Annotated in this window: 11 protein-coding genes; 8 read left to right on the top strand and 3 right to left on the bottom strand. The window is 61.0% G+C overall.

Annotated features, from left to right (window positions below):
• Positions 1 to 93: 93 nt before the first annotated feature.
• Positions 94 to 1,113 carry a quinone-dependent dihydroorotate dehydrogenase gene (locus tag PMI21_RS06215; protein ID WP_033064172.1) on the bottom strand — a complete coding sequence of 340 codons (1,020 nt, stop codon included), beginning with the start codon at positions 1,111 to 1,113 and terminating at the stop codon, positions 94 to 96.
• Positions 1,114 to 1,339: 226 nt separating this feature from the next.
• On the opposite strand from PMI21_RS06215, the gene PMI21_RS06220 reads away from it, so the two are divergent.
• From PMI21_RS06220 to cobA, 8 genes are all read left to right on the top strand, one after another.
• A complete protein-coding gene (locus PMI21_RS06220) occupies positions 1,340 to 2,551 on the top strand; it encodes a CmpA/NrtA family ABC transporter substrate-binding protein (protein ID WP_007940647.1) in 1,212 nt (403 codons plus the stop codon).
• Between the two features lie 15 nt (positions 2,552 to 2,566).
• Entirely contained in the window at positions 2,567 to 3,142 is a 576-nt protein-coding gene (locus PMI21_RS06225) for an ANTAR domain-containing response regulator (RefSeq protein WP_007940646.1), read from the top strand.
• Between the two features lie 253 nt (positions 3,143 to 3,395).
• Positions 3,396 to 4,607 (top strand): nitrate/nitrite transporter, encoded by a 1,212-nt coding sequence (locus PMI21_RS06230; RefSeq protein WP_007940644.1) that lies wholly within the window; start codon positions 3,396 to 3,398, stop codon positions 4,605 to 4,607.
• A 7-nt stretch (positions 4,608 to 4,614) separates the two neighbouring features.
• Complete coding sequence (locus PMI21_RS06235; protein WP_007940643.1) at positions 4,615 to 6,285, top strand: bifunctional protein-serine/threonine kinase/phosphatase; 1,671 nt, start codon at positions 4,615 to 4,617, stop codon at positions 6,283 to 6,285.
• 312 nt (positions 6,286 to 6,597) lie between these two features.
• On the top strand, positions 6,598 to 9,051 hold the full coding sequence (gene nirB / locus PMI21_RS06240; RefSeq protein WP_007940642.1) for a nitrite reductase large subunit NirB: 2,454 nt from the start codon (positions 6,598 to 6,600) through the stop codon (positions 9,049 to 9,051).
• On the top strand, positions 9,048 to 9,365 hold the full coding sequence (nirD, locus tag PMI21_RS06245) for a nitrite reductase small subunit NirD (protein WP_007940641.1): 318 nt from the start codon (positions 9,048 to 9,050) through the stop codon (positions 9,363 to 9,365). Before nirB ends, nirD begins: the two co-directional genes overlap by 4 nt.
• Positions 9,365 to 12,082 carry a nitrate reductase gene (locus PMI21_RS06250; RefSeq protein WP_007940640.1) on the top strand — a complete coding sequence of 906 codons (2,718 nt, stop codon included), beginning with the start codon at positions 9,365 to 9,367 and terminating at the stop codon, positions 12,080 to 12,082. Before nirD ends, PMI21_RS06250 begins: the two co-directional genes overlap by 1 nt.
• A gap of 10 nt (positions 12,083 to 12,092) precedes the next feature.
• Positions 12,093 to 12,857, top strand: coding sequence for a uroporphyrinogen-III C-methyltransferase (gene cobA / locus PMI21_RS06255; protein ID WP_007940639.1), 765 nt, complete (start codon positions 12,093 to 12,095; stop codon positions 12,855 to 12,857).
• Between the two features lie 85 nt (positions 12,858 to 12,942).
• Here cobA and PMI21_RS06260 read toward each other — a convergent pair whose 3' ends face one another.
• On the bottom strand, positions 12,943 to 13,974 hold the full coding sequence (locus PMI21_RS06260) for an OmpA family protein (protein WP_007940638.1): 1,032 nt from the start codon (positions 13,972 to 13,974) through the stop codon (positions 12,943 to 12,945).
• A 107-nt stretch (positions 13,975 to 14,081) separates the two neighbouring features.
• Positions 14,082 to 14,672 carry an RNA polymerase sigma factor SigX gene (sigX, locus tag PMI21_RS0128300; protein ID WP_026331741.1) on the bottom strand — a complete coding sequence of 197 codons (591 nt, stop codon included), beginning with the start codon at positions 14,670 to 14,672 and terminating at the stop codon, positions 14,082 to 14,084.
• Positions 14,673 to 14,677: the final 5 nt, after the last annotated feature.

Below are 14,677 nucleotides of genomic sequence, written 5' to 3'. Positions count from 1 at the left end.
CGGTATGCAAGGTTTTCCTGACGCAACGCGATAGCTGATTTACGACGGCTACGCCGCCGAACGCAGCCTCGCAGGCTCGGCAGCTGCTACAACTCAGCGTAGCGCGGCGATGGCGTCTACCGATTCACGAATCAACGCCGGGCCTTTGTAGATAAAGCCGGAGTAAATCTGCACCAGGCTCGCACCCGCAGCGATTTTCTCAGCCGCGTGCTTGCCTTCGGTGATACCGCCCACCGCGATGATCGGCAAGCGACCGGCCAGTTCCGCCGCCAGCACCTTCACGGTGTGGGTGCTCTTGTCGCGAACCGGCGCGCCGGACAACCCGCCCGCCTCGTCACCATGCTCCAGGCCTTCGACACCGACGCGGCTCAGGGTGGTGTTGGTGGCGATCACCGCATCCATCCCGGTTTCGATCAACGCTTGGGCGACTTGAGCGGTTTCTTCGTCGCTCATGTCCGGCGCGATCTTGATCGCCAGCGGCACATGTTTACCGTGGCGCTGGGCCAATTCCGCCCGGCGCGTGGCCAGATCGGCGAGCAATTGCTTGAGCGAATCGCCGAATTGCAGGCTGCGCAGGCCCGGCGTGTTCGGCGAGCTGACATTGACCGTCACGTAACTGGCGTGGGCATAGACCTTGTCCAGGCAGATCAGGTAGTCGTCGACCGCACGTTCAACCGGCGTATCGAAGTTCTTGCCGATATTGATACCCAGCACGCCCTTGTACTTGGCCGCCGCCACGCGAGCGAGCAAGTGATCGACACCGAGGTTGTTGAAACCCATGCGGTTGATGATCGCCTCGGCTTGCGGCAAGCGGAAAATCCGTGGTTTCGGATTACCCGGTTGCGGACGCGGGGTGATGGTGCCGATTTCGACGAAACCAAAACCCAGTTGGGCAAAACCATCGATCGCCGCGCCGTTCTTGTCCAGACCGGCCGCCAGGCCCACCGGGTTCGGGAATTCCAGGCCCATGACGGTTACCGGCATTTTTGCCGGAGCCTTGCACAGCAAGCCGTTAAGGCCCAAACGCCCGCCCGCGCCGATCAGGTCCAGGGACAGATCGTGGGAGGTTTCCGGGGAAAGTTTGAACAGCAGCTGACGGGCCAGGGTGTACATGGGCAGGCTTGACTCGGTTGGCGATGAGAGGCGGCGATTATAGCCGTGCATCAGAGCTTCACGCGAGGCGCGCGACAAAATCAGCCAGCGATGGCATATGCCTTGCACCAACATGGGCATCAGCACTCATGCCAACGACGGAATGAGTGGAAGGACAATGGCGTCGTCACCGGCTCTGCTCGCGCAGAGGCCATGGGACGACGTTTTTTTTGGAAGGTGCAAATCGATGAATGAACCATCAGCCGGCCCACTGGCCTGGGTCAACGGCAGCGATGCCCCGGAAAAAACCGAAATCAACCTTGGCTTCATGGCCCTGAGCGACTGCGCCTCCGTGGTGGTCGCCGCCACCCAGGGCTTCGCCCAGCCTTACGGCCTGACCCTGAACCTCAAACGCCAGTCGTCCTGGGCCAACCTGCGGGACAAACTGGTCAGCGGCGAACTCGACGCTGCCCACAGCCTGTACGGCCTGATTTACGCCGTGCACCTGGGCATCGGCGGTGTAGCCTCCACCGACATGGCCGTGCTCATGGGCCTGAACCAGAACGGCCAGAGCATCAACCTCTCCCACGGCTTGCAGGCCTTGGGCGTGACCAGTCCTGAAGCATTGGACCACCACGTGCACCAAAGTCGCCCAAAACTGACCTTCGCCCAGACATTTCCCACGGGTACCCACGCCATGTGGCTGTATTACTGGCTGGCGAGCCAGGGCATTCATCCGTTGCAGGATGTCGACAGTGTGGTGGTGCCCCCGCCGCAAATGGTCGCGCACCTGCAAGCCGGGCGCATCGACGGGTTCTGCGTCGGCGAACCGTGGGCGGCCAGTGCGGTGCAACAGAATCTCGGGTTCACCATGGCCACCACTCAGACGATCTGGCCCGATCACCCGGAAAAAGTCCTCGGCTGCACCCGCGCCTTCGTCGAGCAATACCCTAACACCGCCCGGGCCTTGGTGATGGCGATCCTCGAAGCCAGCCGCTTCGTCGAAGCCAGCCGCGAAAATCGCCGCAGCACCGCGCAACTGTTGAGCGCCCCCGAATACCTCGATGCGCCGCTCGACTGCATCGAACCGCGTTTGCTCGGGGACTATACCGATGGCCTGGGCAATCACTGGCAAGACCCGCACGCGATGCGTTTCCACAGTGGCGGCGAGGTCAATCTGCCGTATTTGTCCGACGGCATGTGGTTCATGACCCAGTTCCGTCGCTGGGGCTTATTACGCGACGACCCGGATTACCTCGGCGTGGCCCGTCAGGTTCAGCAACTAGACTTGTACCGAGAGGCCGCCACCGCTGTCGGTGTGCCCGCCCTGGCTCAGGAAATGCGCAGCAGTCAACTGATCGACGGCAAAATCTGGGACGGCTCGGACCCGGCCGGCTATGCCCGCAGCTTCACGCTGCACGCCATGAGCGACAGCGCTCCCCTTCTCGCCAGCCGCTGACAGGAGCCTGCGAATATGTTGCGTATCCTGCTGATCAACGACACCGCAAAAAAAGTCGGGCGTCTGAAAGCGGCCCTGATCGAAGCCGGGTTCGAAGTCATCGACGAATCCGGCCTGACCATTGACCTGCCCGCGCGCGTCGAAACGGTGCGTCCGGACGTGATCCTGATCGATACCGAGTCACCGAGCCGCGATGTGATGGAACAAGTGGTGCTGGTTACTCGCGACCAACCACGGCCAATCGTGATGTTCACCGACGAGCACGACCCCGGCGTGATGCGCCAGGCGATCAAGTCCGGCGTCAGTGCCTACATCGTCGAAGGCATTCACGCACAACGCTTGCAGCCGATTCTCGACGTGGCCATGGCACGCTTTGAAAGCGACCAGGCCCTGCGCGCGCAACTGCACGCCCGCGACCAGCAACTGGCCGAGCGCAAACGCATCGAGCTGGCCAAGGGGCTGCTGATGAAGATGAAGGACTGCAACGAAGAAGAGGCCTACACCCTGATGCGCCGCCAGGCCATGAGCCGCCAGCAGAAGCTGATACAGGTGGCGGAGCAGATCATTGCCATGAGTGAGTTGCTGGGCTGAAGGACGCCTTCGCGGGCAACTCGATCTCACGTGTTGGCACAGATCTCGCTAAGTAATCACTGCAAGGTAACCAACGGCGGTTGCCCCACCTACGACAAAGACGTCGCTCACCTCATTCGCCCCCTTTTGCGAATCAGGTAGCGGCGTTTTTCCGTTTTGGCCCCAGAGACCGGGGCTGGTGGTGCGGCCGTTGCGGCGCCCCACCTGCAAGCTCATGACTCCTTCTTGATACGCCTGACAGCTGAGGTGCGCGATGAATTCAAGCTTCTGGAAATCCGGCCATACCCCGACACTGTTCGCAGCCTTCCTCTATTTCGACCTGAGCTTCATGGTCTGGTACCTGCTCGGCCCTCTGGCGGTGCAGATCGCCGCTGACCTGCACCTGACCACCCAACAGCGCGGGCTGGTAGTGGCCACGCCGATTCTGGCCGGGGCCGTATTGCGCTTTGCGATGGGCCTGCTGGCTGATCGCCTGTCGCCAAAAACCGCCGGGATCATCGGCCAGATAATCGTCATCAGTGCCCTGTTCGTCGCCTGGAAAGTCGGCATCCACAGTTACGAGCAGGCGCTGTTGCTGGGCCTGTTCCTCGGCATGGCCGGTGCGTCCTTCGCCGTCGCCCTGCCACTGGCCTCGCAATGGTATCCGCCGCAGCACCAAGGCAAAGCCATGGGCATCGCCGGTGCCGGTAACTCGGGCACCGTGCTCGCCGCCCTGATCGCCCCGGTGCTGGCCGCCGCGTTTGGCTGGAGCAACGTGTTCGGCTTCGCCCTGATCCCGCTGATCCTGACCCTGATCGTCTTCGCCTGGCTGGCCAAGAATGCCCCTGAGCGGCCGAAAGCCAAGTCCATGGCCGACTACCTCAAGGCCCTGGGTGACCGCGACAGCTGGTGGTTCATGTTTTTCTACAGCGTGACCTTCGGCGGCTTCATCGGTCTGGCCAGCGCCCTGCCCGGCTACTTCAACGACCAATACGGCCTGAGCCCGGTAACTGCCGGTTACTACACCGCGGCGTGTGTGTTCGGTGGCAGCCTGATGCGTCCGTTGGGCGGCGCGCTGGCGGATCGCTTCGGCGGGATTCGCACCCTGTTGGCGATGTACACCGTGGCAGCGATCTGCATTGCGACCGTGGGTTTCAATCTGCCGAGTTCCTACGCAGCGTTGGCGCTTTTCGTCTGCACTATGCTCGGTTTAGGTGCAGGTAACGGTGCAGTATTCCAGTTGGTCCCACAGCGTTTTCGTCGGGAGATTGGTGTGATGACCGGTTTGATCGGCATGGCCGGCGGCATCGGTGGCTTCGCACTGGCGGCCGGCATGGGCGCGATCAAGCAAAGTACCGGCAGCTATCAAATGGCCTTGTGGTTGTTCGCCAGCCTCGGCGTACTCGCCTGGTTCGGTCTGCACGGGGTGAAACGTCGCTGGAGAACCACTTGGGGTTCGGCAGCCGTCACCGCTGCTCGAGTGTGAGGGCTGAATGAGCCTGCAACTGAGTTTTGCCGAAGCCAGCGCCATCGGGCCTCGCGAAGAGAACCAGGACGCTCTGCGCCTGGTCACTCCGGCCCCGGCACTGGCGGCGAGCAAGGGTTACCTGTTCGCCATCGCCGACGGCGTCAGCCAATGCGCCGATGGCGGTCTCGCAGCCCGTTCGACCTTGCAGGCCCTGGCATTGGACTATTACGCCACCCCGGAAACCTGGGGTGTCGCCCAGGCGCTGGATCGTCTGCTACTGGCACAAAACCGCTGGTTGCAGGCCAATGGTGGCGGGCAACCGCTGCTGACCACGGTCAGTGCCTTGGTGATGCGCGGCAGGCGTTTCACCCTGGCGCATGTCGGCGATTGCCGGGTTTACCGCTGGCACGCCGACACCTTGCAACGGGTGAGCGAGGATCACGTCTGGGACCAGCCGGGCATGCAGCATGTGCTTAAGCGGGCCCTGGGGCTGGATCAACATCTGGTGCTGGATTTTCTGGATGGCGAACTGCGCCTGAATGAGAGTTTCGTGCTGCTCAGCGACGGCATCTGGGCCGTGCTGGGCGACACTGCCATCGCAGCGATTCTGCGCGACCAACCTGACCTCAACAGTGCCGCGCAGACCCTGGTCAGCGCCGCGCACCTGGCCGGCAGTCAGGACAATGCCAGCGCCCTGCTGGTGCGGGTCGATGCCCTTGGCGAAACCAGCATCGGCGATGCACTGATTCATCTGCAGCAATGGCCGCTCCCGCCCGCACTGAAACCGGGCCAGACCTTCGAAGGCTGGCAGGTCGAAGGGATCCTCGGCCAGAGCCAACAATCGCTGCTCTATCGGGTGCGCGATGCACAACAACAGCGCTGGTTACTGAAAACCTTGCCCGGTGCTTTGCGTGACGATCACCAGGCCGGGCAGGCATTGTTATCGGAGGAATGGTTTCTCAAGCGTGTGGCCGGTCGGCATTTCCCTGAAGTCCATGCCGCCAGTCAGCGTCAGCATTTGTACTACGTGATGCGTGAATATTCCGGGTCGACCCTGGCCGAGCTGCATGAACGGGTCGCAACACTGCCACTGGCACAATGGCAGGACCTGGCCGAACGCTTGCTACGGGCCGTCGGCATCCTGCATCGACGGCAGATTCTGCATCGCGATATCAAACCGGAAAACCTGCTGCTGGGGGACGACGGCGAGTTGCGTCTGCTGGACTTCGGCCTCGCCTACTGTCCCGGGCTGTCCGAAGATCAAGCCTTCGCCCTGCCTGGAACGCCCAGCTATATCGCGCCGGAAGCCTTTCGCGGCGACCCGCCGACACCACAACAGGATTTGTATGCAGTCGGCGTGACCTTGTATTACCTGCTCACCGGGCATTATCCCTACGGCGAAATCGAAGCTTTCCAGCGCCCACGGTTCGGGATGCCTGTCAGCGCCAGTCGCTACCGGCCCGACCTGCCGGAATGGATCGCGCAGAGTCTGGAACGCGCGGTGGCGGTGGCCCCGGATCAGCGCTTTGAAACGGCGGAAGAATGGTTGTTGCTGCTGGAACAGGGAGAACGACGCAGTTTGAGCGTGCGCCCCAGACCGTTACTGGAGCGCGAGCCGTTGAAAGTCTGGCGGACGTTGGCGCTGGTGTCGTTGCTGGTGAATCTGGTGCTGTTGTTTTTGTTGTTTCATGGCTGAGTTTTCACTGCACTTTCTGCTTCAAAACTGGGCATCGCGCCTTGAACCGGTGCACGAAAACACCCTCCTCCCATGACCAGAGCCCATAAATCTGGCCCTTGCGAGACTTGGCACAACCACTGCATTACCTTTCCCAACATACATAAAGCCCGGCCTTCAACGTAGAAGGCTGCGCTGCCCGAGAGAACGGGACAAGGACAAAGGCGTCCTCGCTAGTTAGCTAGCGGGACGCCTTTTTTTGTTTGCGCAAAATTTTGTCGAGCAAGGCTTGAATGCCCTGATGAGGCAGGCCCGAGCTCCCCGGAGAACCTGATGAAAAAACTAAAACTGGTGATGATCGGCAACGGCATGGCCGGGGTTCGTACCCTGGAAGAGCTGCTCAAGCTGAGTAATGAGCTGTACGACATCACGGTCTTCGGCGCCGAACCCCATACCAACTACAACCGCATCCTGCTGTCGCCCGTACTGGCCGGCGAACAGACGTTCGAAGAGATCGTGCTCAACGATCTGGACTGGTACCTGGAAAACAACATCAAACTGCTGCTCAACCGCAAAGTGGTGGAGATCGACCGGGTCAAACGCCGGGTCATCGCCGAAGACGGCACCGAGGCCGAATACGACCGTCTGCTGATCGCCACCGGCTCGACCCCGTTCATCCTGCCGATCCCCGGCAATACCTTGCAGGGCGTGATCGGCTACCGCGACATTGCCGACACCCAGGTGATGATCGACACCGCCAAGACCCACAAGCACGCCGTGGTCATCGGCGGCGGCCTGCTGGGCCTTGAAGCCGCCAACGGCCTGATGCTGCGGGGCATGCACGTCACCGTGGTGCACATCGGCGAATGGCTGCTGGAGCGCCAACTGGACAAAACCAGCGGCCAACTCCTGCAAACCGCCCTGGAAGCCCGCGGCCTGCATTTTCGCCTGTGCGAACAAACCCAGGCCCTGCACGACGCCGGCAATGGCCGGGTCGGCTCGGTGCAGTTCAAGAACGGCGACATCATCCCCGCCGACCTGGTGGTGATGGCCGCCGGCATTCGCCCCAACACCGAACTCGCGGAAAAAGCCGGCATCCCTTGCAGTCGCGGGATTCTGGTCAACGACACGATGCAAACCTACGACCCCCGGGTGTACGCCATCGGCGAATGCGCCAGCCATCGCGGCACCGCCTACGGCCTGGTCGCGCCGCTGTTCGAACAGGCCAAGGTGTGCGCCAACCACCTCGCCCAACTGGGTTTCGCCACCTACAAGGGCTCGGTGACGTCGACCAAACTGAAAGTCACCGGCATCGACCTGTTCTCCGCCGGCGATTTCATGGGCGGCGAAGGCACCGAGACCATCACCCTCTCCGACCCGATCGGCGGGGTCTACAAAAAACTGGTGATCAAGGATGACGTGCTGGTCGGGGCCTGTCTGTACGGCGATACGGCGGACGGTGGCTGGTATTTCCGACAAATCCGTGAGAACCATGCCATTGGCGAGATCCGCGATCATTTGATGTTCGGCGAAAACGCCTTGGGCGACGTAGGACACCAGGGCCAGGACAAGGCCATGAGCATGGCCGACACCGCCGAAGTCTGCGGCTGCAATGGCGTGTGCAAAGGCACCATCGTGAAGGCCATTCAGGAACACGGGCTGTTCAGCGTCGACGACGTGAAGAAACACACCAAGGCTGCCAGTTCCTGCGGCTCCTGCGCCGGCCTCGTCGAACAAATCCTGATCAACACCGTGGGCGGTGCGGCAGACGTCAAACCGAAAAGCGAAAAAGCCATCTGCGGGTGCAGCGACCTCAACCACGGGCAAATCCGCCAGGCCATCCGCGACCAACACCTGCTGACCATCGCCGGCACCATGAGCTACCTGAACTGGCGCACCCCGAACGGCTGTGCCACCTGCCGCCCGGCGCTCAACTACTACCTGATTTCCACCTGGCCGGGCGAGGCCAAGGACGATCCGCAATCGCGCCTGATCAACGAACGCGCCCACGCCAACATTCAGAAAGACGGCACGTACTCCGTAGTCCCACGGATGTGGGGCGGTGTGACCAATCCTTCAGAACTGCGGCGCATTGCCGACGTGGCCGACAAGTACAACGTGCCGATGGTCAAGGTCACCGGCGGCCAGCGCATCGACTTGCTGGGGATCAAAAAGCAAGACCTGCCGGGCGTCTGGAAAGACCTGGACATGCCGTCCGGACACGCCTACGGAAAATCCATCCGCACCGTGAAAACCTGCGTCGGCAGCGAGTTCTGCCGCTTCGGCACCCAGAACTCCACGCAACTGGGCATCGAGCTCGAACATGACCTGTTCAACATGTGGTCGCCGCACAAAGTGAAACTGGCCGTCTCCGGTTGCCCACGCAACTGCTCGGAAGCGGGGATCAAGGACGTCGGAATTATCGGCGTGGATTCCGGCTGGGAGATGTACATAGGTGGCAACGGCGGGATCAAGACCGAAGTCGCGGAGTTCTTCGTCAAGTTGAAAACCGCCGAAGAAGTGCGCGAATACAACGGCGCGTTCCTGCAGCTGTACCGCGAAGAAGCCTTCTACCTCGAACGCACCGTGCATTACCTGCAACGGGTCGGCATGGAACACATCAAGAAAGCCGTGCTGGAAGACCCGGTGCGGCGCAAGGCCTTGAACGAACGCCTGCAATTCTCCCTGTCGTTCGAACAGGACCCGTGGAAGGAACGCCTCGAACAGCCGCTGCTGAAAAAAGAATTCGAGGTCATTCCCGTGAAGAACCTGGAGGTGTCGGTATGAACTGGCTGGATATCTGCGCACTGGAAGAGATCAACACCCTTGGCTCGCGGATCATCGCCGGCCCGAAAGGTGACATCGCGATTTTTCGTACGAGCGACGATGAGGTTTTCGCCCTCGACGACCGCTGCCCGCACAAGGGTGGGCCGCTGTCCCAAGGCTTGATCTACGGTAAACGGGTCGCCTGCCCGCTGCACAACTGGCAGATCGACCTGGAAACCGGCGAGGCCCAGGCTCCCGATATCGGCTGCGTCCACCATCACTCGGCACGGGTCGAGAATGGCCGGGTGTTGCTGGCCCTGCGGGAAGCAAGCTGATGGACCGCCAAATAACCGCCTCCACCTGCTGCTATTGCGGGGTCGGCTGCGGCGTGCTGATCGAGCACGACGGCGAGCGCATCCTCGGCGTCAGCGGCGATCCGGCGCACCCGGCCAACTTCGGCAAGTTGTGCAGTAAAGGTTCGACCCTGCACCTGACCGGCGACCTGACAGCACGGGCGTTGTACCCGGAACTGCGCCTGGGCAAGGACCTGGCCCGCAGCCGCACCGATTGGGACAGCGCCCTCGATCACGCCGCCAGTGTCTTCGCCAAGACCATCGCCGAACACGGCCCGGACAGCGTCGCGTTCTATATCTCCGGGCAATTGCTGACCGAGGATTACTACGCCTTCAACAAACTGGCGCGGGCACTGGTGGGCACCAACAACATCGACAGCAATTCGCGGCTGTGCATGTCTTCAGCGGTGGTCGGCTACAAGCGCAGCCTCGGCGCCGACGCTCCGCCCTGCAACTATGAAGACCTGGAACTGAGCGATTGCGTGATGATCGTCGGCAGCAACATGGCCTACGCCCACCCGATCCTGTTTCGACGCCTGGAAGAAGCCAAATCCCGCCGGCCGCAGATGAAAGTCATTGTCATCGACCCTCGGCGCACCGACACCTGCGATCTGGCTGACCTGCACCTGGCGATTCTGCCCGGTACCGATGTCGCATTGTTCCATGGGATTTTGCACCTGCTGCTGTGGGAAGACTGGGTCGACCGCGACTTCATCAAGGCCCACACCGAGGGCCTGGCCGAGCTGAAAAACCTGGTGCGCGATTACACCCCGGCAATGGTTTCGCAGCTCTGTGGCATCAGCATCGAGCAACTGCAGCAATGCGCGGAATGGGTCGGCACTTCACCGAGTTTTCTGTCGCTGTGGTGCATGGGGCTGAATCAGTCCACCGCCGGCAGCGCGAAGAACAGCGCGCTGATCAACCTGCACCTGGCTACCGGGCAAATCGGTCGGCCCGGCGCAGGACCTTTCTCGCTGACGGGTCAGCCTAATGCCATGGGCGGTCGGGAAACCGGGAGCTTGTCGAACCTGCTGCCAGGCCATCGTGAAGCGGCCAATGCCGAACACCGCGCGCAAGTAGCCGCCTACTGGGGCATCGATCAACTGCCCGAAAACACCGGGCTCACGGCCATCGAACTGTTCGAGCAGATGCGCAGCGGCAAGATCAAAGCCCTGTGGATCGCCTGCACCAACCCTGCCCAGTCGATGCCTGACCAGACCGCTGTGCGCGAGGCACTGCAAGCCTGTCCGTTCGTGGTGTTGCAGGAAGCCTTCCACACCACCGAAACCGCCGCGTTCGCCGACCTGCTGCTGCCCGCCGCCAGTTGGGGTGAAAAGGACGGCACGGTCACCAACTCCGAGCGACGCATTTCCCACGTCCGCCGAGCCATCGGCGCACCCGGTGAAGCTCGGTCCGACTGGGCAATCACCGTGGATTTCGCACAGCGCCTGGAAAAACATCTGCGTCCCGGAACCACCAGCCTGTTTGCCTTTGAAACCCCGGCACAGGTCTTTGACGAATACAAACAACTGACTCGCGGCCGCGACCTCGACCTGTCCGGGATCAGTCATGAGTTGATCGACCAGCTCGGCCCCCAGCAATGGCCCTTCCCCGCCGGAGCCCGCGAAGGCACCGCGCGGTTGTACCTCGACGGGGTTTTCCCGACCGCCAGCGGGCGTGCGCAGTTCGTGACCGACCCGTATCGCGCCGCCAAGGAACAACGCGATGCGCGTTTCCCACTGACCCTGATCACCGGCCGCCTGCGCGATCAATGGCACGGCATGAGCCGCACCGGCACCGCCGCGCAGCTGTTCGGCCATGTCAGCGAAGCCGTGTTGAGCCTGCACCCGGATGAACTGCGTCGGCACCGCCTGCAACCTGGCGACCTGATCAATATGAAAAGTCGCCGGGGCGCGGTGATCCTGCCGGTCAGCAGCGACGACAGCGTACGTCCGGGCCAGGCTTTCCTGCCGATGCATTGGGGCGACCGTTTTCTCAAGGGCGGCGTGAATACCCTCACCCTTCCCGCCTTCGATCCGCTGTCGAAACAACCGGAACTCAAACACAGTGGTGTGCGACTCGAGCCTGTGCAATTGCCCTGGCAGCTTTTCGCCCTCATCGAAGGCGATGTTCAACAGCACCTGGAGACGTTGCGACCACTCTGCGAGGCGTTTTCCTACGCTAGCCTCAGCTTGGCTGGCCGTGAGCGTCCCGCGCTGCTGATACGCGCCGCCAGCGCCACCGCGCCAGAGCCGCAGCTGTTGCGTGATATCGATCAATGCCTGGGGCTCAACGACGGCCCGGTATTGGCCTACGACGATCCCCGGCGTTCGATCGGTAAACGGGTGCGTATCGAGAACGGCCGGATTACCGCGATTCGCCTGGCCGGCGAAACACTCGCCCAACACTGGCTGCAAAGCCTGTGGCTCGAAGGTCGCGCTGACGAACAGCTGCGCCGTTGGCTGCTGGCACCGTTGAGTGCGCCACCAGGCAACGCTGGCGCCCCGGCATCCGGCACCAAAACCCTGTGCAACTGCATGAACGTCAGCCAGAACGCAGTCTGTGCCGGCATCAGCCGTGGCCTGGACTTGCAGGGTTTGAAACAAGAATTGGGCTGCGGCACGCAATGCGGCTCCTGCGTCCCGGAAATCAAGCGTTTGCTGGCCGCCACTGCGCAGCCAGTCGCCGTCACCTCGTGAGGAAAACACTATGAGCGCAAAAGTCTGGCTGGTGGGTGCGGGTCCCGGCGATCCGGAATTGCTGACCCTCAAGGCGGTTCGCGCGCTGCGCGAAGCGGACGTAGTGTTGATCGACGATCTGGTCAATCCCGCAGTGCTGGAGCATTGCCCGAGCGCGCGAATTATTCCTGTGGGCAAGCGCGGCGGCTGTCGCTCCACGCCTCAAGCTTTCATTCATCGCCTGATGCTGCGTTACACCCGCCACGGCAAATGCGTGGTGCGGCTCAAGGGTGGCGATCCGTGCATTTTCGGGCGTGGTGGTGAAGAGGCGCAGTGGTTGCGTGAACGAGGGGTCGAGGTTGAGCTGGTCAATGGCATTACCGCTGGCCTTGCCGGCGCGACCCAATGCGATATTCCGCTGACGCTCCGGGGCGTCGCGCGGGGCGTGACACTGGTCACGGCGCACACTCAGGATGACAGCAGCCTGAACTGGCAAGCCCTGGCTCAAGGCGGTACCACACTGGTGGTCTACATGGGCGTGGCGAAACTCAGTGAGATCCGCGAACAACTGCTGGCCGGCGGAATGGCAGCCGATACACCTGTGGCGATGATCGAAAATGCTTCGCTGCCGCACCAACGGGAATGTCGGAGCGACCTGACGGCGATGGAAGACGATGCCTGCGCCTTTGAGTTGAAAAGCCCGGCCATTTTGGTGATTGGAACCGTGGCAGCCCGTGCAACGTCATCTCTGTGGGAGCGTGGCTTGCCCGCGATGGCGGTCGATCAATCAGCCTGAACCTGCCTGCTCCAACACATCATCATCAAATCGCAGACAAAGAAAAGCCCGGCCTAAACCGGGCTTTTCCAGAGCTGCGAGCTAATTACTTAGCTTGAGCTTCAACCTTCGCTTCTACGCGACGGTTTACAGCACGGCCAGCTTCAGTGGCGTTGTCAGCAACTGGGCGGGATTCGCCGTAGCCAACAGACTGAACGCGGGACGACTGAACACCGTACTGGTTGGTCAGAACTTGCTTAACGGCGTTTGCACGACGCTCGGACAGTTTCTGGTTGTAAGCGTCAGGACCGACGTTGTCAGTGTGACCTTCAACAACAGTAGTGGTGGATGGGTACTGCTTCATGAAGTCAGCCAGGTTTTTGATGTCGCCGTAGCTGTTAGGCTTGACTACCGACTTGTTGAAGTCGAATTTCACGTCCAGCTCAACACGAACAACTTCAGCAACTGCCGGGCAGCCATCAGCGTCAACAGTTACGTTGGCTGGGGTGTCAGGGCACTTGTCAACGTTGTCGCAAACGCCATCGTTGTCGCTGTCGGAGCAAACTTCAGCTGGTGCTGGAACTGGAGCAGCAGCAGGCTTGGAGCCGCCACCGAAGTTCACACCGATACCGACGCTAGGAGCCCACTCAGTGTCGCCCTGGTCGATGTTGTACTGAGCTTCAACGCCAGCACGGGCGTAGAAGTTTTCAGTGAAGTACAGCTTGGCACCGCCGCCAACGTTGGCGAAAGTGGAGCGGTTACGACCCGAACCGTTCTGGCCAATGCTCTGGTCCGAGAAACCGGCAGAAACGTATGGACGGATCATGTCGCCTGGGTTGTTGAAGTGGTACAGAGCGTCCAGAGCGGTATCAGCGCCCTTTACGTTGCGACCATCATCTGCACGTACGTTGTGCACTTCGTCGTAGGCCAGACGCAGTTCTACGTCGTCGGTCAGGAAGTAACCAACCGAACCGCCGAACAGGTTGCCGTTGTTCTTGAAGTTACGATCGCTATCGTACTGTTCTTTCTTGGCGAAGCCTTCGATTTCAACTGCGCCTTGGCCTTGTGCCAGCGCGCCGAACGAAGTAGCGGCAATAAGAGAACCAATGGCCAAGCCCAAGGTGTTTTTCAGTTTCATCCGTTAAATCCCCATCTGGTGATTGTGAAGCAGTCCCGCAAACCGGGGGACAACTCGGCGGCAAGTCTATCAGAACTTGCCTACACGTAAGAGATATTTGCGCCGAACTAAGTTTCAGCAATGCCTGCAAATTTCTCACGCAATTTGTCTAGAGCGCGCTTGTACCGCATTTTTGTCGCACTCAAACCCATGTGCATGATGTCTGCGATCTCCTGAAACTCCAGCTCTGCGACAAAACGTAGCACCAGAATTTCACGGTCAATCGGGTTCACATACACCAGCCAGCGATCAAGTCCGCCCTTCTCCTCGGGTTTCGGCGCCTTTTCTTCAGACGCTTCCTCAAGGGGGTCCAGACTCAAAGCGTCCATCAAGCGACGCTTACGCCGTTCCTTCCGATACTGTGTGATGCACTCGTTGTACGTAATGCTGTAGAGCCACGTTTTGAACTTCGATTTGCCCTCGAAGTTCTTCAGGCCGTACAGCACCTTCAACATCACTTCCTGACAGACATCGTCTGCATCACGATCGTTCCCCAGATATCGTGCACAAACGTTAAATAATGTTCGCTGGTAACGCCGCATCAGTTCTTCATAGGCGCGCGTTACGTGAAACAGCTCGGAGTGCGAGCGCGCGACCAACTCCTCATCAGAGAGCTCGCGGGGGTCGTAGCGCGTGGAGAGCGATTGAGCTTTATTCAAAACAA

Origin of the sequence: Pseudomonas sp. GM18 (genome assembly GCF_000282195.1) — a bacterium.
GTDB lineage: Bacteria > Pseudomonadota > Gammaproteobacteria > Pseudomonadales > Pseudomonadaceae > Aquipseudomonas.
Note: the sequence above shows the minus strand (reverse complement) of the source record. Positions and strands in the feature narration are given on the sequence as shown.

Excerpts from the sequence above, each read along its gene's own strand:
- PMI21_RS06215 (WP_033064172.1), bottom strand. The coding sequence starts at position 1,113 with ATGTACACCCTGGCCCGTCAGCTGCTGTTCAAACTTTCCCCGGAAACC.
- PMI21_RS06220 (WP_007940647.1), top strand. The coding sequence starts at position 1,340 with ATGAATGAACCATCAGCCGGCCCACTGGCCTGGGTCAACGGCAGCGAT.
- PMI21_RS06225 (WP_007940646.1), top strand. The coding sequence starts at position 2,567 with ATGTTGCGTATCCTGCTGATCAACGACACCGCAAAAAAAGTCGGGCGT.
- PMI21_RS06230 (WP_007940644.1), top strand. The coding sequence starts at position 3,396 with ATGAATTCAAGCTTCTGGAAATCCGGCCATACCCCGACACTGTTCGCA.
- PMI21_RS06235 (WP_007940643.1), top strand. The coding sequence starts at position 4,615 with ATGAGCCTGCAACTGAGTTTTGCCGAAGCCAGCGCCATCGGGCCTCGC.
- nirB (WP_007940642.1), top strand. The coding sequence starts at position 6,598 with ATGAAAAAACTAAAACTGGTGATGATCGGCAACGGCATGGCCGGGGTT.
- nirD (WP_007940641.1), top strand. The coding sequence starts at position 9,048 with ATGAACTGGCTGGATATCTGCGCACTGGAAGAGATCAACACCCTTGGC.
- PMI21_RS06250 (WP_007940640.1), top strand. The coding sequence starts at position 9,365 with ATGGACCGCCAAATAACCGCCTCCACCTGCTGCTATTGCGGGGTCGGC.
- cobA (WP_007940639.1), top strand. The coding sequence starts at position 12,093 with ATGAGCGCAAAAGTCTGGCTGGTGGGTGCGGGTCCCGGCGATCCGGAA.
- PMI21_RS06260 (WP_007940638.1), bottom strand. The coding sequence starts at position 13,974 with ATGAAACTGAAAAACACCTTGGGCTTGGCCATTGGTTCTCTTATTGCC.